This window comes from Rhodopseudomonas sp. P1, from assembly GCF_039642825.1.
GTDB classification, from domain to species: Bacteria; Pseudomonadota; Alphaproteobacteria; order Rhizobiales; family Xanthobacteraceae; genus Rhodopseudomonas; species Rhodopseudomonas palustris_H.
The window spans coordinates 282,862-302,045 of the sequence record NZ_CP088006.1; the positions used below are offsets into that span (position 1 = coordinate 282,862).

Here is a 19,184-nt window from a genome sequence, read left to right on the forward strand (position 1 = left end):
TCTTGCCCCGCCAGGACACGATTCCCGATGAGACCGGCCTATCGTAGCGATATCGATGGCCTGCGCGCGATCGCAGTGCTGCTGGTGGTTGGGTTCCACGCCTTTCCGGCGGAGGTCCGTGGCGGCTTCATCGGCGTCGACGTCTTCTTCGTCATCTCGGGCTTCCTGATCACGTCGATCATCTGCCAGGCGCTCGACCGCGGCGACTTCAGCTTCGCCACGTTCTACGCCCGCCGCATCAACCGCATCTTCCCCGCACTGCTGCTGGTGCTGGCGGCCTGCGCGATCGGCGGCTGGTTCCTGCTCTTTCCGGTCGATTATCGCGACGCCGGCAAGGCGATCGGGTTCGGCGCCGCATTCCTCGCCAACATCGCACTGCTGCATGACGCCGGCTACTTCGACACCGCCTCCGAGCTGAACCCGCTGCTGCACCTGTGGTCGCTCGGCGTCGAGGAGCAGTTCTATCTGCTGTGGCCGCCGGTGATCATTCTGGCGTGGCGCTGGAGGAACGGCGCCGTGGTGGCTGCGGTGGCGATCCTGCTGGCATCGTTCGTCACCAATCTGCTGCTGACACCGACGCACCAATCCGCCGCGTTCTATCTGCCGGTGACCCGGTTCTGGGAGCTGATGACCGGCTGCCTTCTGGCGATCGCCAAGGCGAACCGCGCGGCGCCATTCGCGCAGCACGCCGTCACGCTGCGCAACATCGGGGCGATCGCCGGCCTCGCGCTGATCGCAGCCGGCGCAGCCATCATCGACCGCAGCCGCGCTTTTCCGGGCTGGTGGGCGGTGCTGCCCGTGCTCGGCGCCGCGCTGCTGATTGGCACAGGCCCTAGCACCTGGGTCGGGCGGTGGCTGCTCGGCAATCGCGCCATGGTCTATGTCGGGTTGATCAGCTACCCGCTGTATCTGTGGCACTGGCCGGTGCTCGCCGCGATCCGGATCGTGCGGCTCGGCGAGGAGCCGCCGCCGCTGATGAAGCTGATCGCGGTCGTGGTGGCGTTCGGGCTTGCCGATTTCACCTATCGGTTCGTCGAACCGAAGATTCGCTACCGGCCGACCCGCGCCAAGACCGCCGCCACTTTCACCGGTGTCGCGCTGGTCGGACTTTTCGGCGCGGGTATCTACTTGGGAAGCGGCTTTCCGGCGCGCTTCAGCCCCAGCGTCCAAATCGTCACCCGCGATCATCAGGCCGAGGCGATGCCGGCGTATCGGCTGAAGAGCTGCTTCCTCGGCTCGGGCTCGACCTTCGCGCGCGAGTGCGATGACGCCGCATTGCCCGGTGTGCCGAGGATCACACTGTGGGGCGATTCCCATGCCGCGCATCTCTATCCCGGGCTGCGCGCCTTGCAGGAGAGCGAGGGCGGCTTTGTGCTGTCGCAATACACCACCGCGGGGTGTCCGCCGATCTTCGGCTACGTCAGCGTTCAAACACCGGGCTGCACCGCCGCCAACGCCAATGCGCGCGAGCGGCTGAACGCGATCAAGCCTGACACGGTGATCCTGGTGGCGCGGCAGTGGCACGACTACGACGGCGCCGACCGCGATCCCGCGGCGATCGACGCCATGATCAAGGCGACGCTCGCCGAACTGCGTAGCATCGGTGTCAGGCGGATCGTCGTGGTGGGGAAATTTCCGAGCTGGCGAACGCCGCCGAAGCGGATTCTGGCGCAGGCCTACCGGTCCGAGGCTGCCGGCCTGATCTCCGCATCCGAGATCCCGGCGCGCGACGGCCCGCCCCGGCTGGATCGCTCGGAAGCCGAAACCAATGAACGGCTGCGCGCTTTCTTCGCCGCGCAAGGCGTCGAGTTCATTTCGCCGACGCCGGTCTATTGCAACGACCAGGGCTGCCTGCTCGCGGTGCCCGGCAGCGGCACCCCGGTGACGTTCGACGGCAGCCACCTGACGATCGCGTCGTCGCAGTTCTTCGTCAGGCAGATCGCGAAGGAGCTGCTCGGCCGTTGAGTGTTTAGGCAGAAAGCTGCCGCGCGAGCACGGCCGGGAAGCATCGGTCGCCGAAGGATCGCGCGTCACTACCCCGATCACGATCGCCAACGGTGCAGCGGGCTCCGCGCGGTGTCATCCCGTGCGGGGCCCGATTTCGTTGCGGCGATCTAAAGTTCAGGACGAGCGTCGGGCGAATCAGAAGTCTGCTCGGCGCTTTGCGCGCGCGGACAACTACCGTCACGACAAGCGGATCGATAGACTGGAAAAGCAATCGCCTGATCTGGCGGATCTCTGGAGCGGGCGAAGGGATTCGAACCCTCGACCCCAACCTTGGCAAGGTTGTGCTCTACCCCTGAGCTACACCCGCATCCGAGAAACGGCGCGCCGTGGGCACGACCGTGGGCAGTCGTATGCCAAATGCCGCGAGCGATTGCAACAGCCGTTCGACATTTCATGTGCCGGCTTTTTGCGGATCGATGACCGCGTGAGAGATTTTGCCTCAAATGCGACCGAGCGCGGGGGCGAGGCGCGTCAGCCAGCGCAATCTCGACCCGGTCGGGGCTCGCTGACGGGGGCCGGCGCAGACCCGGTTCCCGTTGCAAATCGAACTTCCTGCGCCATCTAAAGCGAGGGCCGTGTTAAAACGGCGGACCGACCGACAACAGCGAGGACGACGTGACGATTTTGGAGCACGGCAGCGGTGCGGCGCCTCAGGCAGCCGCAGATCTGATCAAGGACACCACGACCCAGAGCTTCGTCCGCGATGTGATCGAGGAATCCAAGCGCCAGCCGGTTCTAATCGACTTCTGGGCGCAGTGGTGCGGTCCGTGCAAACAGCTCACCCCGATCCTGGAAAAGGCGGTTCGGGCCGCGAACGGCAAGGTCAAGCTGGTCAAGATGAACATCGACGAGCATCCGTCGATTCCCGGCCAGATGGGCATCCAGTCGATTCCGGCCGTGATCGCCTTCGTCGACGGCCGCCCGGCCGACGGCTTCATGGGCGCGGTGCCGGAGAGCCAGGTCAACGCCTTCATCGAAAAACTGACCGCCGGCATGCCGGGCGGTGCGCCGACTGCCGCCGAGCTGCTGCAGGAAGCCGAAGCGGTGCTGGCGGAGGGCGATGTCCAGACGGCGGCCTCGATCTACGCCGAAGTGCTGCGGGCCGATGGCACCAATGTCGCCGCGATCGCCGGGCTGGCCCGCTGCTATATGCAGACCGGAGCCACCGAACAAGCCAAGAAGACGCTCGGGCTGGTGCCAGAGGCCAAGCGCGAGGATGCCGCCGTCAAGGCGGTGCAGGCGATGATCGATCTTGCCGAACAGGCACAGTCGCTCGGCCCGATTGCCGAACTCGAACAAAAGGTCGCGGCCGATCCGCTCGATCATCAGGCGCGATTTGATCTGGCGATCGCGCTGAATGCCGCCGACCGGCGCGAGGATGCGACCACGCACCTGCTCGACATCGTCAAGCGCGACCGTAAATGGAACGACGACGGCGCCCGCAAGCAGCTGGTGCAGTTCTTCGACGCCTGGGGACCGACCGACGACGCCACCGTCGAAGGCCGCAAGCGGCTGTCGACGATTCTGTTCTCGTAATTGAAATTCAAAGCGCGGAGCCGGCGATGCCGATCAATGCCGCCTATCGCGGGCCAGCCGATCTTCCCGAGGTGATTCCGGTGTTTCCGCTTGCGGGAGCGCTGCTGCTGCCGCGCGGCCAGATGCCGCTGAATATCTTCGAACCACGCTATCTGGCGATGATCGACGATGCGTTGCGCGACGGCCATCGGCTGATCGGCATGATTCAGCCGGATACGGCGCATTCATCCGAGACCGCCGAGAAGCCGTCGCTGTTCAACGTCGGCTGCGTCGGGCGAATCACCCAGCTCGCCGAATCCGGCGATGGCCGCTACATCCTCGAATTGACCGGCGTCTCTCGCTTCAAAGTCGTCGAGGAGCTGGAGGTGCTGACGCCGTACCGGCAGTGCAAGGTCGACTATTTCCCGTTCGTCGACGATTTTACCGCTCGCAAGGGCGAGGATGAGGTCGATCGGGAGACCCTGCTGTCGGTACTGACCGACTTTCTCAAGGCCAACAACCTCAAAGTCGATTGGGACGGCGTCGAAAGCGCGCCGAACGAAGCCCTGGTCAACGCACTGGCGATGATGTCGCCCTATGGGCCGGCGGAGAAGCAGGCGCTCTTAGAGGCGCCCGATCTCAAGACCCGCGCCGAAATCCTGATCGCCGTCACCGAGATGGACCTCGCCAAGAAGCGCACCAGCGGCGACCCGCCGCTGCAGTGACGACACAGCAATTTGCGCGGGCGCGTTGACGGCGCCGCGCAGCTGTCCGATCAAGCCCGATGCGAGCCCGTTGTCCTGGAGCCTGAAGCTATGACCATTTCGCCGTCCGAGCGGCCCGACACCGTCGACCGCAAGCTGCTCGACATCCTGGTCTGTCCAGTCACCAAGGGACCGCTTGAGTTCGACGCCGCCCGCCAGGAGCTGATCTCGCGAGGCGCCAAGCTGGCCTACCCGATCCGAGACGGTATTCCGATCATGCTTCCAGAAGAGGCACGTCGACTCGACTAACGCCCCGCCGCGAGTGCGGCGAGATCCGGCGCCGTCACCCCGCGCTGAAATGCCAGCAGATCCAGCGTCGGCGGCTCGGCTCCGGTCAGGATCGACAGGCAGGCGTGGGCCTGGCCACGGTGGTGCGTCTGGTGATTGAAGACGTGACTGAGGATCTCGGCGCGCGGCTGATGGAACGATTTGCCTGAGGTGGTCGCGTACTCGACCACCCCGGCCAACGCCGCAGCGTCGTGGCCGTCGATCATCTCGATGATGCGCTCGTCCTCCGCGGCACGGGCACCCGCCAGCGCACGAAGGTCGTTGAACAAGATCTCATCGAGGCGGGTCGGCGCCTCGCCCGCGCCGGTCAGTCGCTTCAGCCAGATTCGGTCGGCCACCAGCACATGGTTGAGCGTGCCGTGCAGGCTGCCGAAGAACACACCGACGCTGCGCCGGTAGACGTCATCGGGCAGCGCCAACGCGGCCTGATAGAGCCGGGCGTTGGCCCAGCGGTTGTAGGCCGCGAATTGCGCGAAATGGCGTCCATCCATGCCCTGATTCCCTCTCGGCAGCACCGTAGCCAGGAGGCTCGTGCGGCACGGCTGAGATATTTCAGCTTTTTGCAACGCGCGAAGGGCGCCGACTTACAGCGCCTCGCCCTTCAGCAGCCGCGGCGTTTCGCCGGTGAGGCCGGCGGCCTGACGGATGAAGGCACCCTTCAGCGGCGGCAGGCGGTCGACCAGACCGAGGCCGATGTCGCGAATCCCGCGCAGCAGCGGCGAGTTGTTGGAGAACAGGAAGTTGAGCCCGTTGGTGGCGACGCCCATCGCCATGGTGTCGAACCGCCGCCAGCGCTGATAGCCCTCCAACACGTCGACCTGACCGGGATCGATTCCGAGCCGCGCCGCATCGACCACCACCTCGGCCAGAGCCGCGACGTCGCGCAGGCCCATATTGAGGCCCTGCCCGGCGATCGGATGGATCACGTGCGCAGCATCGCCGATCAGTGCAAGCCGCGGCGCGATGAACGACTGCGCGACGAAATAGCCGAGCGGAAACGACTTCGGCTTGTCGAGCGGCTTGACGTCGCCGAGCCGCAGCCCGAACCGTTTTTCCAGCTCGCGCTGGAATTCCTTCTCCGGCAGCGCGACGATCCGCTCGGCATCGCGGCGGCTCTCGCTCCACACCAGCGACGAGCGCCGGCCGGTGAGCGGCAGGATCGCGAACGGACCGGCCGGCAGAAAGTGTTCTTCGGCGCAGCCATTGTGGTCGCGCTCGTGCTCGACCGTGACGACAATGCCCGACTGGTCATAATCCCAACCATAGGTGGCGATGCCGGCACGCTGGCGCAGTCGAGACTTGGCGCCGTCGGCGGCGACCAGCAGGCTGGCATCGATCACGCTGCCGTCGCCGAGCGTGACGCCGATCGCTTCGGTGCGGGCGTCGTAGGAGGTGACCGGGGTGGCGCGCAGCTCGACGCCTTCGGCCTCGGCGCGCTTGGCCAGCGCTTCGACCAGATATTTGTTCTCGACCATGTGGGCGAACGGCTCGCCGGGCTGCACTTCGCCCGCGAACGTCAGGAACACCGGCCTGGTCGCATCTTCGAGATGGCTGTCGGTGACGATCATGTCGACGATCGGCTGCGCGGTCGGCGCCACCTCGTCCCAAACTCCGAGCGCCTCGAACAGCCGCCGGCACGCCGCGACGATCGCGGTGGCGCGCGGGTCGCGGCTCGGTCGCAGCGCCAGCGCCGGATCGGCAACGATCACCGGCACCTCGGGCCCGAGCCCCTGGCGCAGCGCCAGTGCCAGCGCCAAGCCGGCGAACGCCCCGCCCCCAATCACAATGCTTCGCGGTGCCGTCATATTTCTCACTCTCGCGCCATGATCCTTGCGCCCGGATCGGAGCTGGGCGAAACAGGTTTCAAGGACCAACCCGCTGTTGCTGGGGCGGTTTCTAACAGACAACGCCGGCGGTGGGAAATCACCTGCATGGCCGCGCGGCATTCCGCCCTGGTCGCTGTTGCGACGGGCCAACTTGTTGTTTCGACGCTTTGTTGCGCGTTGTCCCGCCTCGCCCGAACGCCCTGAAGGAGCTCGACCGGTGTCCAAGAGCCTGATCGATCTGATCTCGATTCTCGATCTCGAACCGCTCGAGGTGAATCTGTTCCGCGGCACCAGCCCGAAGACCAGCTGGCAGCGGGTGTTCGGCGGCCAGGTTATCGGCCAGGCGATGGTCGCCGGCTGCCGCACCGTCGAGAACCGGCTGCCGCATTCGCTGCATTGCTACTTCATCCTGCCGGGCGACCCGCAGGTGCCGATCATCTACCAGGTCGAGCGGTTGCGTGATGGCCGCAGCTACACCACCCGCCGGGTCACGGCGATCCAGCACGGCAACGCGATCTTCTCGCTGATGATGTCGTTCCACGACGACGAGCCGACCAACTTCGACCACCAGGACAAGATGCCCAACGTGCCGCCGCCCGAAGCGCTGTCGGCCGAGGAGATCATCAAGCAGCCGTTCTTCAAAGAGATGCCGGACTTCATCAAGCGCTATTACGAGAGCGACCGGCCGATCGAGCTGCGCCCGGTCGAGCTGTCACGCTATTTCGGCCAGAAGATCGATGACGGCCGCATCCACGTCTGGATCAAGACCGCCGCCAAGCTGCCGGACGATCCGGCGCTGCACATGTGTGCGCTGGCCTACGCGTCGGACTTCTCGCTGCTCGACGCCGTAATGGCGCGCTACGGCCGCACCCTGTTCGACAAGCGGATGATGCCGGCCAGCCTCGACCACGCGATGTGGTTTCACCGGCCGTTCCGCGCCGACGAATGGCTGCTGTACGCGCAGGACTCGCCGTCGGCGCAGGGCGGCCGCGGCCTGACCCGCGGCCAGATCTTCAAGACCGACGGCACCCTGGTGGCCTCCGTCGCCCAGGAAGGCTCGGTGCGCGAACGCCGCGAGGCGCCCAAGGGTTGACCGCCGCTCCGGCGCGGCGGCCCCTCGGCTGCCAGCAATGACGACCTCGAGCACCTAGCCTTCTCGCTGAGCAGTCAATCAGCTTATTTTCTGCGCGCCTTGCCGCTAAACCCGGCATATACACGGGACCGGAGCACCGCCGCGGCGGTGTCAAAAGGCTTTGCGCGAATGAGGGGCTAACGCATGAAACTGGTCGTCGCCATCATCAAACCTTTCAAGCTGGACGAGGTCCGCCAGGCGCTGACCGAGATCGGCGTTCACGGCATGACCGTCACCGAGGTCAAGGGCTACGGCCGCCAGCGCGGCCATACCGAGATCTATCGTGGTGCCGAGTACATCGTGAATTTCCTGCCCAAGCTGCGGATCGAGATCGCGGTCGATTCCGCGCTCGCCGACAAGGCGGTCGAAGTGATCACCCGCGGCGCCCGCACCGGCCAAATCGGTGACGGCAAGATCTTCGTCACGCCGATCGACCGCGCGCTGCGGATCCGCACCGGCGAGACCGACGTCGACGCGCTGTAAGCCGGCCTTCGACAGCCATTTCCCAACCCCGCGGAGCCGGGGGGCGCCGCGCACAGTTCCAACAGGACGGGCATCATGACCTTGTTGCTACGCCGCGCGGCGTCGGCCGCGACGGGCTACATCCTTGCAACATTCGGCCTTGCGGCAGCCGGCGTGACGCCGGCGCTGGCGCAGGGGACGGCCACGGCATCGGGTATCAGCCCGGCCGACACCGCCTGGATGACGGTCGCCACCGCCTTCGTGCTGATGATGACGATCCCCGGCCTGGCGCTGTTCTACTCCGGTATGGTGCGCAAGAAGAACGTGTTGGCCACGATGGCCCAGAGCCTCGCGGCCGTGGCGCTGATCTCGATCCTGTGGGTGGCATTCGGCTATTCGCTGGCCTTCACCGGCAGCGGCAGCCTGATCGGCTCGTTCGACCGGATCTTCCTGGCCGGCATGACCATGGACAGCGTCAATCCGGCGGCCAAGACCATCCCGGAAGCGCTGTTCATGCTCTACCAGATGACTTTCGCAGTCATCACGGTGGCGCTGGTGGCCGGCTCGGTCGCCGACCGGATGCGGTTTTCCGCCTATCTGTTGTTCTCGATCGGCTGGTTCATCTTCGTCTATGTGCCGCTGGCGCATTGGATCTGGGGCGGCGGCTTTTTGGGCGCGATGGGCGTGCTGGATTTCGCCGGCGGCCTGGTGGTGCACCTGTCGGCCGGCACCGGGGGCCTGGTGGCTGCGCTCGTGATCGGCCGACGCCACGGCTACGGCATGGAAAACCTGTCGCCGTTCGACCTGTCGCTGGCGGTGATCGGCACCGGCCTGTTGTGGGTCGGCTGGTTCGGCTTCAATGGCGGCTCCGCCCTGGCGGCGGATTCCCGCGCGGTGTTCGCCATCACCGCCACCCACCTCGCCGCCTGCTCGGGCGCGCTGACCTGGGGCGCGATCGAATGGATGGCGCGGCGCAAGCCGTCGGTGCTCGGCATGATTTCCGGCGCCGTCGCCGGTCTCGGCACCATCACGCCGGCGTCGGGCTATGTCGAACCCTGGCATGGCGTGGTGATCGGCATCGTCGCCGGCCTGATCTGCTATTGGGCCTGCACCTGGCTGAAGCACAAGCTGCGCTACGACGACTCGCTCGACGTATTCGGCGTCCACGGCATCGGCGGTCTCACCGGGACGTTCCTGGCCGGCATCTTCGCCACCGCCTCGATCGGCGGCGTCTCGGGCGCCCTCGAGGGCTCCTGGATGCAGCCGCTGACCCAGCTTGCCGGTATCTTGGTCACCTTCGTCTGGTCCGGCGTGGCCACCTATGTGCTGCTGAAGGCTGTCAGCCTGTTCGTGGCGCTCCGCGTCTCCCGCGAGCACGAGATCGAAGGCCTGGATATTTCGCAGCATGGAGAGGCGCTGCAGTAAGCCAGCGCCCGACTTTAGACTAAGCGTTATGCCCTTCGGTTGGGCAATCATTGTGTCCGCAAGCTGGCATGCCTGATTTTTGATCAGGCATGCCCACCTGTTGAGCGCGACCGAATAGCGCAGCTGGTGCTCCAGTGCCGCACCGCGAAAAAGGCGCTGATTCCGAAACGATTCCAAAGCCCCGCCGGACTGGCACGGCATTTGATTCTAAGGGGCCGGCTGTGCCCGCGTAGTGATGCTCCGCGTGGGGATTTTCAGTCGAGATCATTTCCCGGCCAGTTCGGTCGGGACCTAGCGGGGATAGGACCCATGAAAATTGTTATGGCGATCATTAAGCCATTCAAACTCGAAGAAGTCCGTGACGCCCTGACCGCCATCGGCGTTCACGGTTTGACGGTGACGGAAGTGAAGGGATACGGCCGCCAGAAAGGCCACACGGAGATCTACCGTGGCGCTGAATACGCGGTGAGCTTCCTGCCCAAGATCAAGATCGAGGTCGCGATCGCCAACGAGCAGGTCGAGAAGACCATCGAGGCGATCACCAGCGCCGCCAAGACCGGCCAGATCGGCGACGGCAAGATCTTCGTCATCGGCCTCGACCACGCAGTGCGCATCCGCACCGGCGAGGCCGACGCGGCCGCCCTCTGATCCCCTCACCTTCATTGCTTCACTCAGGAGACGACAAATGACGTTCAAACGTCCCTACGGCGCGGGACTGGCGGTCCTTGCGGCCGGCATGTTCGCCGCAACCGCGGCCTACGCCGAGCCAACGGTCAACAAGGGCGACAACGCCTGGATGCTCACCTCGACGGTGCTGGTGCTGTTGATGACCATCCCGGGCCTGGCGCTGTTCTACGGCGGTCTGGTCCGCTCCAAGAACATGCTCTCGGTGCTGGCGCAGGTGTTCTACACCGTGTGTATCGCCTGCATCATCTGGGCACTGTACGGCTACAGCCTCGCCTTCACCGGCGGTTCGGACTTCATCGGCGGCTTCTCCAAGGCGTTCCTCGCCGGCGTGACCACCGACTCCAAGGCCGCGACTTTCTCGGTCGACGCCAACATCTCGGAGCTGGTGTACGTCTGCTTCCAAATGACCTTCTGCGCGATCACTCCCGCGCTGATCGTCGGCGCCTTCGCTGAACGCACCCGGTTCGCCGCCGTGGCGCTGTTCATCCCGCTGTGGATCACCCTGATCTACCTGCCGATGGCCCACATGGTCTGGTACTGGGCCGGTCCGGACGCGATCAACGACGCCGCCAAGGCGCTCGCTGCCGCTGCCGACGAAGCCGCCAAGACTGCCGCGCAGGCCAAGCTCGACGAAGTCAACGCCGACTCCGGCTTCCTGTTCAAGAAGGGCGCGATCGACTTCGCGGGCGGCACCGTGGTGCACATCAACGCCGGCATCGCCGGCCTGGTGGGCGCCCTGCTGGTCGGCCGTCGCACCGGCTACGGCAAGGAGCTGATGGCTCCGCACTCGCTGACCATGACCATGATCGGCGCCTCGCTGCTCTGGGTCGGCTGGTTCGGCTTCAACGCCGGTTCGAACCTCGAAGCTTCGGGCGGCGCTGCACTCGCCATGACCAACTCCTTCGTCGCGACTGCGGCGGCGGCGCTGTCGTGGATGTTCGCCGAGTGGATCTTCAAGGGTCATCCGTCGGTGCTCGGTGCGCTGTCGGGCGCCGTCGCCGGTCTGGTCGCGGTCACCCCGGCCGCCGGCTTCTCCGGCCCGATGGGCGCGATCGTGCTCGGCCTGGTGGTCGGCGTGGTCTGCCTGTTCTTCTGCACCGTGGTGAAGAACGCGCTGAAGTATGACGACTCGCTCGACGTGTTCGGCGTCCACGCGGTCGGCGGTATCGTCGGCGCGATCGGCACCGGCATTCTGGTGAACCCGGCTCTCGGCGGCACCGGCGTGTACGACTACGTGGCCGGCAAGGTCGGCGACTACGACCTGACCACCCAGCTGATCTCGCAGTGCTGGGGCGTCGGCACCACCGTGCTGCTGTCCGGCATCGGCTCGGCGATCCTCTACAAGGTCGTCGACGTGATCGTCGGTCTGCGGGCCCCGGTGGAAGTCGAACGCGAAGGCCTCGACCTCGTCGAGCACACCGAGCGCGCTTACAACATGTAAGTTCTCCCGAGGGCGCGGCGCTCTCCAGACCGCCGCGCCCAGACCTACGGTTCGGGCAACTACCCGGCAATGTCCGAACCGTCGAGGGGTCCCAGCGCAAGCTGGGGCCCCTTTCTTTATGGCGCGGGGCAACGGCTATTGCGCCAAGGGGATTAATAGCCATCCGGAACGATCAGCTCGACGGTGGGAAAGTACGTGCGGTAGTGACGGGTATCGCGCGTCAACAGCGGCAGCTGCGCGTTCGCGGCATGTGCCCCGATAAAGAAATCCGGCAAGACGCCGGTCCTTACTCCACCCGCGCGCCGATACTGGACAAACGCCTTCCCGGCAAGAAACAGCGCTTCGCGCGGGATCGGCACAGTCTGAACTCCGAGAGTCCTCAAGCCGGCTTCGACAGTCTCGAGCTTCTGAAAACTGGCGGAGACCTCCGCAAGATCACATCGTTGATCAGCAACGGTCCTCGGCTCGCGGCCTCGCGCAATTTGGTCAGAGACCATCCCAACCAAATTGAATCATCGGTGAAGAAGTCGATCAGCACATTGGAGTCGACCAGCGTCACAGCTCAATCGTCGCCGCGTAGCAGGTTCATCAACTCATCGCTCGACAGCCCGGCATCGGCCGATCCGCGCGCCTTGCTCCAATCGCTCTCTAGGCCGGACGGATGGGCCTTCTCAACCACGACACGACCATTCGCGGCCCGCTTGAAGTCGACCTCGCCGCCAGGACCAACCCCGAGCGTTTCGAGGATGTCCTGCGGGATCGTCACTTGGCCCTTGCCGGTGATCTTGCTCGCCATACCGACCTCCGCCTGTTCGCGAGGCACCCCCATAATCTAGGCACGCCGCCCCCAACCGTCGATGGTTAATCGCGTCTTAACCTCGCCGTATCTATGGTGGCTGATCTGTTTCCGCTCGATCCACCATGGCGATCGGGTGCGGTGAAGACTGGCGTATTTCGAATGGCTTTGTCCGCTTCCACCACACCGGCGCGTGCGGCCGGCAGCGTCGACGCTACCGGGCAGAGCGAGCGCTCGCCGTTCGCGCGGCTGACCGAACTGCTGGCGCCGTATCAGCCGGGCCAAAGCCTGATCAATCTGTCGGTCGGGGAACCGCAGCATCCGGTGCCCGATTTCGTCGGCGCCGTGCTGGCGCGGCACACCGCCGAGTTCGGCCGCTATCCGCTGGCCAAAGGCATCGAACCGTTCCGCAAAGCCGCATCCGCCTGGTTGACCAAGCGCTTTGCGCTCGGTCGCGCCCCCGATCCCGAGACCGAAATATTGGTGCTGAACGGCAGCCGCGAAGGGCTGTTTCTCGCCGCGATCGCGGCCGCGCGCTACGTGCCGAAGCGCGACGGCACGCCGGCGATCCTGATGCCTAACCCGTTCTATCCGGCCTATGCGGCCGGCGCGCGCGCCGCCGGCTGCGAGGCGGTGTTCCTCTCGACCACGCTCGCCAATGGTTTCCTGCCGGATCTCGATCGGCTCGACGAGGCCACGCTAAAGCGCACGGTGGCAATCTATCTGGCTTCGCCGGCGAACCCGCAGGGCTCGGTGGCCTCGCGCGATTACTTCGTGCGGCTGAAGCAGCTCGCCGATCGCTATGGCTTCATGATCCTCAGCGACGAGTGTTACTCGGAGATCTACACCCAGGTCGCGCCCGGCAGCGCGCTGCAGGTCGCAGGTCCCGACTTCCGCAACGTCGTCGTGTTCCAATCGCTGTCGAAGCGATCGAATTTGGCCGGCATGCGGGTCGGCTTCGTCGCCGGCGATAAGGACTTTCTCAAAGCCTACCACGAGCTGCGCAACGTCGCGGGGCCGCAGGTGCCGATCCCGCTGCAGCACGTCGCGGTCGCCGCATATTCAGATGAAGCGCATGTCGAGGAGAACCGGCGGCTGTATGGGCTGAAGTTCGATCTCGCCGATCAGATCCTCGGGGCCCGTTACGGTTATCAGCGGCCCGCCGGCGGGTTCTGCCTGTGGCTCGACGTCTCCGCTCATGGCGGCGACGAGGCCGCGGCGGTGAGCCTGTTCAAGGACGGCGGCGTCCGCGTGGTGCCGGGCAGCTATCTGGCCCGACAGCAGAACGACGGCAGCAATCCAGGCGCCGGCTATATCCGCGTCGCGATGGTGCAGGACAGCGAAACCACCGCAGAGGCGCTGCATCGCCTGGTGCGGATTCTCGGATGATGCGCAGGGCCCCATGAGCATGCCGGCGATCGAACGAGCCTTTCCTCTGGTCGGACACCTCCCGCCCTCGGTGCGCGAGGTATTGGCGCGGCGGCTGCGCGAGCTTGCCGGCTTCGGCCTGATCGCCCTCGCGGCGGTGGCGGCAGCCGCACTCGCCACCTGGTCGGTGCAGGACCCCAGCCTCAGCCACGCCACCTCGCGGCGCATTCACAACCTGCTCGGCTACCCGGGCGCGATCGGCGCCGATCTGGCGATGCAGATCCTCGGCCTCGGTGCGATCGGACTGTTGATGCCGGTCGCGGTGTGGGGCTGGCGGATGCTCAATCACCGCCCCTTCGACCGCACCGCGCTGCGGATGGGCGCCTGGTTCCTGTGCACGATCTTCGCCGCCGGCTTCGCCTCATCGTTTCCGCATGACACCGCCTGGCCGCTGCCGACCGGGCTCGGCGGCGTGGTCGGCGACGCGCTGGTGCGGGCGCCGTCGCTGGTGTTCGGTCCCGGCCTGATCTTCCGCGTGATCCTCAGCTTCATCCTCGGCGCAGCGGTGCTGGCGACGTTCCTGATCGCAGGCGGTTTCGGATCTCGTGAGCGCGAACCCGACGAGGTGGCGTCCGATGAGGATCTGCCGCTCGAAGACGAAGAAGAATCCGACCGCGGCTCGGTGTCGCTCGGCTGGCTGGTGCACGCGATGCTGAGTGCAAAGGCCCGGCTGTGGCGGCTGGCGAAGCTGTCCTATCAGGGCCTCGTCAGCAGTGCACCCACGGCCGGCAAGCAGGGTTTCGAACGGCAGGAGCCGCGGCTCGGCGGCCGCTCCGCGCCGCCGATCGCCCCGGACGTCGATCACCACGACGACTACGAACCCGAGCCGGTCGACGAGATCGAAGACGACGACGACGACGACGAGGAAGCTCCTCCGGTCGCCCGCGCGCCGCGCAAGAAGGCGGCGCCGAAGCCAGCCGCCAAGAAGGCGCGGTTCGACCTGCCCTCGGTTAACGTTCTATCTGCCCCGAAGGCCTCGGATCGGCAGCCGCTCAGCAAGTCCGAGCTCGAAGCCAATTCCCGCGCGCTGGAAGGCGTGCTGCAGGACTTCGGCGTGCGCGGCGAGATCATCAAGGCGAGCCCGGGCCCGGTGGTCACGCTGTACGAGCTGGAGCCGGCCCCCGGCATCAAATCGTCGCGCGTCATTGGCCTCGCCGACGACATCGCCCGCTCGATGAGCGCGCTGTCGGCGCGCGTCGCGGTGGTGCCCGGCCGCAACGCGATCGGCATCGAACTGCCCAACGCGCATCGCGAGAAGGTTTACTTACGCGAACTGCTCAGCGTGAAGGACACCAACGAGACCGTGCACAAGCTGCCGCTGTGCCTCGGCAAGAACATCGGCGGCGAGTCGATCATCGTCGACCTCGCCCGCATGCCGCATCTGCTGATCGCAGGTACCACCGGCTCGGGTAAGTCGGTCGCGATCAACACCATGATCCTCAGCCTGGTGTACCGGCTGCGGCCGGATCAATGCCGATTGATCATGGTCGATCCGAAGATGCTCGAACTCTCCGTCTATGACGGCATCCCGCATCTGCTGACGCCCGTCGTCACCGATCCGAAGAAGGCGGTGGTGGCGCTGAAATGGGCGGTGCGCGAGATGGAAGAGCGCTACAAGCGCATGGCCAAGCTCGGCGTCCGCAACATCGACGGCTACAACACCCGCCTCGGCGAAGCCAAAGCCAAGGGCGAAGAGCTGACCCGCACGGTGCATACCGGCTTCGACAAGGAGACCGGTAAAGCGATCTACGAGGAAGAGAAGCTCGACCTCGAACCGCTGCCCTACATCGTCATCATCGTCGACGAAATGGCCGACCTGATGATGGTGGCCGGCAAGGATATCGAAGGCGCGGTGCAGCGCCTTGCCCAGATGGCGCGCGCCGCCGGCCTGCACGTGATCCTCGCGACGCAGCGCCCGTCGGTGGACGTCATCACAGGTACCATCAAGGCCAACTTCCCGACCCGCATTTCCTTCCAGGTGACGTCGAAGATCGACAGCCGCACCATCCTCGGCGAGATGGGCGCCGAACAGCTGCTCGGCCAGGGCGACATGCTGTACATGGCGGGCGGCGGCCGCATTAGCCGCGTCCACGGCCCATTCGTCTCCGACGAGGAAGTCGAGAAGGTCGTCAAGCACCTCAAGGCACAGGGCGCGCCGGAGTATCTCGAGGCGGTCACGGCCGAAGAGCCGAGCGAAGAAGACGGCGCGGTGTTCGACGCCACCGGCATGGGCGGCGACGGCGGCGGCGATCTGTTCCAGCAGGCGGTGGCGATCGTCAAACGCGACCGCAAGGCCTCGACCAGCTATATTCAGCGTCGGCTGCAGATCGGCTACAACCGCGCCGCGTCGCTGATGGAGCGGATGGAGCTCGAAGGCATCGTCGGCCAGGCAAACCACGCCGGCAAACGCGAGATCCTGGTCGCCGAAGAGGATTCCAACTTTTGAGGCGCGGGATCAGGGTCATGCAGGGAGCCGACATGGGGTCGCGAAATCGCCACAGCGCCCCTGTAGCGGCAGACCAGCACCGCGGCGACGCCGTCACGGCCGTGCAGGACATGAGCTTGATCAAACAATTCAACGACTTGATGCCGAATTGGACGACCGCGACCCGGCTGCGGCAGATTTGCGTCGCCGCCGCTGCGGTCGCGATCGTCGGCGCCGCGATTCAGCCGTCAGCGGCCGAACCGGTGCCGGCCCCGAAGCCGTCGCCGCGCGCGACCCAGCTCAGCGCGGCCGAGCCGAAGCAGCGCGCCCCGCAAGCCCCTGCCCAGCCGCCGGTCGCCAAGCTGACCACACCGCCGGAGCCGGTGATCCCCGATCCGCGGCGCAACGTGCCGGCCTCGATCTTCACCACTTTCGATGCCGCTCAGAAGGCGGAGGCTGCCAAGGCCAGCACGTATCTATCGTCGCTGCAGACCTTGGTCGGCCAGTTCGTCCAGGTCGGACCGGACGGCAGCAAGCTCACCGGTGACTTCTACATCATGAAACCCGGCCGGGTGCGGTTCGAGTATGACGACCCGAGCCCGATCTCGATGATCGCCGATGGCCAGTCGGTGGTGGTGCGTGATCGCAAGCTGGCGACCCAGGACGTCTATCCGCTGTCGCAGACGCCGCTGCGCTATCTACTCAGCGACCGGCTCGATCTGCTCCGCGACACCAACGTCGTCAGCATCACCTCCGACGATCTGTATTCAAACATCATCATCGAAGAGAAAAACGCGGTCATCGGCACCAGCCGCTTGCTGCTGATGTTCGGCACCAAAGACGGTCAGCTCAAGCAATGGACCGTCACCGATCCGCAGGGCTACGACACCACCGTGGCGGTGTACAATCTCGACACCACCAGGCGCCCTGATCCGTCGATGTTCAAGATCGACTACACCAATTACGGCACTCCGCCCGGTTAGTCGTCCAAACCATGACCGCGGATGCGATCATCGGTCTTTACACACGACACGCACAGCAATGGGATCGTGAACGCGGCCGGACGCTGCTCGAGCGCGCCTGGCTCGAACAGTTTCGCCATTGCGCCGGCGATGGCGCCGCCGTCTTGGACCTCGGTTGCGGCTCGGGCGAACCGATCGCCCGGTTCTTGATCGCAGCGGGGCATGGTGTAACCGGGCTGGATTCTTCACCCGGCTTGATCGAGCTGGCCCAGCGGCGCTTTCCAGATCAGCATTGGGTCGTGGGCGATATGCGGCGCGCCGATCTGAAGCGCCAATTCGGCGGCATCCTCGCTTGGGACAGTTTCTTTCATCTGTCGCCCGACGATCAGCGCGCGATGTTCGCGGTGTTTCGTGCGCATGCGGCCCCCGGCGCAGCGCTGATGTTCACCTCCGGTCCGGCTGAAGGCGTCGCGACCGGCTCGTACCAGGGCGAGCCGCTGTATCATGCAAGCCTTGCTCCGGCCGAATATCGGCAGTTGCTCGCCCGGCATGGTTTCACGGTCGTAGCCCACCGCGCCAATGATCCAGATTGCGGGGGTCATACCGTGTGGCTGGCGAAATCCGGTTGAAGCCTCCTGCCCAGGCTTGCCCCCCTGGCTGCGATCCGCTAGGTCGCGCAGATGCGTCTCACGCTCACGACTTGGAACATCAACTCGGTGCGGCTTCGCATCGAGCTGGTGGCGAAATTCCTCAAAGCCCAGCGCCCGGACATCCTGTGCCTGCAGGAGACGAAGTGTCCGGACGACGCGTTTCCGCTGAAGCGGTTCAAGCGCCTCGGCTACGAGCACATCGCGCTGAACGGACAGAAGGGCTACCACGGCGTCGCGGTGATTTCGAAACTGCCGTTTGTCGCCACCGACATCCGCACCTTCTGCGACATCATCGACAGCCGACATATCTCGGTCTCGGTGAAGACCGACGAGACCGCGCCGCCGCTGGTGCTGCACAATTTCTATGTTCCGGCCGGCGGTGACATTCCCGATCCAGCCGTCAATCCCAAGTTCAAGCACAAGCTGTCGTTTCTCGACGAGATGAAAGCCTGCGAGCCGCTGCATCCATCCGGCGATCAGCGGCACATCCTGGTCGGCGACCTCAACGTCGCGCCGCACGAGCACGACGTCTGGTCGCACAAACAGCTTCTGAAAGTGGTGTCGCACACGCCGGTCGAATGCGACAAGCTGCTCGGGGTGCTGCGCGCCGGAAACTGGGTCGACGTCGCGCGCGATCGCATCCCGCTCGATCAGAAGGTCTATACGTGGTGGAGCTATCGGGCTGCCGATTGGACGGTCGGTGACCGCGGCCGGAGGCTCGACCATATCTGGGTGTCGGAAGCGCTGAAGGACCGCGTCATCGACTTCAAGATCCTGCGCGACGCGCGCAGCTGGGAGCGGCCGAGCGACCACGTCCCAGTCACGATGACGATGGAGCTGTAGTTAGTTGCTTCGCCGCGCGGCCGTCGCGCGACCCCAGCAATCCAGTTCGCAGCGAAGTCGCTACGACGTCAGCTTGCTGCCCACCATGACGATGTCGTTGGCAACCTGGGTGGTGCGGGCGGCGAATTCGTCGCGAAGCCGCAGCGCTGCGCCGGGATCGCTTTCGAGCACCCGCTGAAACAGGCTGCGGGCGATCCGGATCGCCGAGGAATATTCCAGCGCCACCGCGGTGGTCGGACGCCGCATCGGCATCACCAGCGCGAGTTCGCCGATCAGGTCGCCCGGCCGCGCCACCATCTCGTGCAGGCCGCCGTCTTCCATTGTGATCTGAAACGCGCCGCGCTGAACCACATAGCCGGCATCGGCCGGCTCGCCGGCATTGAACATCACGTCGCCGCGCGCGAAGTCGCGCTGCTCGGAGCCGATTGCCAGCATCCGCAGCGCCTGCTCGCCGAGCAGACGCAGCGTCGGAACGCGCGCGAGCAGGGCAACATCATCTTCGATCGACATGCGGGACCGGGAAACGAGTGAAT

The 19,184-nt window shown here is 65.6% G+C and carries 18 protein-coding genes, 1 tRNA gene and 1 pseudogene; 14 read left to right on the top strand and 6 right to left on the bottom strand.

From position 1 onward, the window contains the following. The first annotated feature begins 27 nt into the window (after positions 1 to 27). Entirely contained in the window at positions 28 to 1,965 is a 1,938-nt protein-coding gene (locus tag LRC39_RS01355) for an acyltransferase family protein (protein ID WP_346296093.1), read from the top strand. 274 nt (positions 1,966 to 2,239) lie between these two features. Here the strand turns inward: LRC39_RS01355 and LRC39_RS01360 are convergent. Continuing rightward, positions 2,240 to 2,314, bottom strand: a tRNA-Gly gene (locus tag LRC39_RS01360). Between the two features lie 308 nt (positions 2,315 to 2,622). Between LRC39_RS01360 and trxA the strand changes: the two genes are divergently transcribed. The 3 genes from trxA (at position 2,623) to LRC39_RS01375 (ending at position 4,535) form a co-directional block, all read left to right on the top strand. Continuing rightward, positions 2,623 to 3,543 (top strand): thioredoxin, encoded by a 921-nt coding sequence (gene trxA / locus LRC39_RS01365; protein ID WP_346296094.1) that lies wholly within the window; start codon positions 2,623 to 2,625, stop codon positions 3,541 to 3,543. A 26-nt stretch (positions 3,544 to 3,569) separates the two neighbouring features. Next, positions 3,570 to 4,247: an LON peptidase substrate-binding domain-containing protein gene (locus tag LRC39_RS01370; RefSeq protein WP_107342517.1), complete on the top strand. Its 678-nt coding sequence runs from the start codon at positions 3,570 to 3,572 to the stop codon at positions 4,245 to 4,247. 90 nt (positions 4,248 to 4,337) lie between these two features. Then, complete coding sequence (locus tag LRC39_RS01375; protein WP_107342518.1) at positions 4,338 to 4,535, top strand: Trm112 family protein; 198 nt, start codon at positions 4,338 to 4,340, stop codon at positions 4,533 to 4,535. Here LRC39_RS01375 and LRC39_RS01380 read toward each other — a convergent pair. Then, entirely contained in the window at positions 4,532 to 5,065 is a 534-nt protein-coding gene (locus LRC39_RS01380) for a DinB family protein (protein WP_346296095.1), read from the bottom strand. The two genes, LRC39_RS01375 and LRC39_RS01380, sit on opposite strands and share 4 nt — an antisense overlap. A gap of 93 nt (positions 5,066 to 5,158) precedes the next feature. Continuing rightward, a complete protein-coding gene (locus LRC39_RS01385; protein ID WP_263991784.1) occupies positions 5,159 to 6,520 on the bottom strand; it encodes a ubiquinone biosynthesis hydroxylase in 1,362 nt (453 codons plus the stop codon). Between the two features lie 97 nt (positions 6,521 to 6,617). On the opposite strand from LRC39_RS01385, the gene tesB reads away from it, so the two are divergent. From tesB to LRC39_RS01410, 5 genes are all read left to right on the top strand, one after another. After that, positions 6,618 to 7,493, top strand: a complete 876-nt coding sequence (tesB, locus tag LRC39_RS01390) for an acyl-CoA thioesterase II (protein WP_346296096.1) — start codon at positions 6,618 to 6,620, stop codon at positions 7,491 to 7,493. A 183-nt stretch (positions 7,494 to 7,676) separates the two neighbouring features. After that, positions 7,677 to 8,015, top strand: a complete 339-nt coding sequence (locus LRC39_RS01395) for a P-II family nitrogen regulator (RefSeq protein ID WP_011155840.1) — start codon at positions 7,677 to 7,679, stop codon at positions 8,013 to 8,015. A gap of 75 nt (positions 8,016 to 8,090) precedes the next feature. Further along, on the top strand, positions 8,091 to 9,419 hold the full coding sequence (locus LRC39_RS01400) for an ammonium transporter (protein WP_346296097.1): 1,329 nt from the start codon (positions 8,091 to 8,093) through the stop codon (positions 9,417 to 9,419). Between the two features lie 309 nt (positions 9,420 to 9,728). Beyond that, the gene (locus LRC39_RS01405; RefSeq protein WP_011155842.1) at positions 9,729 to 10,067 is read left to right on the top strand and encodes a P-II family nitrogen regulator; all 339 of its coding nucleotides are present in this window, start codon (positions 9,729 to 9,731) and stop codon (positions 10,065 to 10,067) included. 37 nt (positions 10,068 to 10,104) lie between these two features. Further along, a complete protein-coding gene (locus LRC39_RS01410; RefSeq protein WP_346296098.1) occupies positions 10,105 to 11,547 on the top strand; it encodes an ammonium transporter in 1,443 nt (480 codons plus the stop codon). Positions 11,548 to 11,699: 152 nt separating this feature from the next. Here LRC39_RS01410 and LRC39_RS01415 read toward each other — a convergent pair. Continuing rightward, a pseudogene (locus LRC39_RS01415) lies at positions 11,700 to 12,106 on the bottom strand (type II toxin-antitoxin system VapC family toxin). Positions 12,107 to 12,109: 3 nt separating this feature from the next. Next, on the bottom strand, positions 12,110 to 12,343 hold the full coding sequence (locus LRC39_RS01420) for an AbrB/MazE/SpoVT family DNA-binding domain-containing protein (RefSeq protein ID WP_346296099.1): 234 nt from the start codon (positions 12,341 to 12,343) through the stop codon (positions 12,110 to 12,112). A 162-nt stretch (positions 12,344 to 12,505) separates the two neighbouring features. Between LRC39_RS01420 and LRC39_RS01425 the strand changes: the two genes are divergently transcribed. Genes LRC39_RS01425 through LRC39_RS01445 form a run of 5 tightly spaced genes read left to right on the top strand, consistent with a single transcriptional unit; the run spans position 12,506 to position 18,651 of the window. Further along, positions 12,506 to 13,732: an aminotransferase class I/II-fold pyridoxal phosphate-dependent enzyme gene (locus tag LRC39_RS01425; protein ID WP_346296100.1), complete on the top strand. Its 1,227-nt coding sequence runs from the start codon at positions 12,506 to 12,508 to the stop codon at positions 13,730 to 13,732. Between the two features lie 13 nt (positions 13,733 to 13,745). Further along, positions 13,746 to 16,217, top strand: a complete 2,472-nt coding sequence (locus tag LRC39_RS01430; protein ID WP_346296101.1) for a DNA translocase FtsK — start codon at positions 13,746 to 13,748, stop codon at positions 16,215 to 16,217. Between the two features lie 17 nt (positions 16,218 to 16,234). Further along, the gene (locus tag LRC39_RS01435; RefSeq protein WP_346296102.1) at positions 16,235 to 17,179 is read left to right on the top strand and encodes an outer membrane lipoprotein carrier protein LolA; all 945 of its coding nucleotides are present in this window, start codon (positions 16,235 to 16,237) and stop codon (positions 17,177 to 17,179) included. Positions 17,180 to 17,190: 11 nt separating this feature from the next. After that, a complete protein-coding gene (locus tag LRC39_RS01440; RefSeq protein WP_346296103.1) occupies positions 17,191 to 17,787 on the top strand; it encodes a class I SAM-dependent DNA methyltransferase in 597 nt (198 codons plus the stop codon). A gap of 51 nt (positions 17,788 to 17,838) precedes the next feature. After that, a complete protein-coding gene (locus LRC39_RS01445) occupies positions 17,839 to 18,651 on the top strand; it encodes an exodeoxyribonuclease III (protein ID WP_346296104.1) in 813 nt (270 codons plus the stop codon). A 60-nt stretch (positions 18,652 to 18,711) separates the two neighbouring features. On the opposite strand, the gene LRC39_RS01450 is transcribed toward LRC39_RS01445, so the two are convergent. Beyond that, complete coding sequence (locus LRC39_RS01450; RefSeq protein WP_107342529.1) at positions 18,712 to 19,161, bottom strand: cyclic nucleotide-binding domain-containing protein; 450 nt, start codon at positions 19,159 to 19,161, stop codon at positions 18,712 to 18,714. Between the last annotated feature and the right edge of the window lie 23 nt (positions 19,162 to 19,184).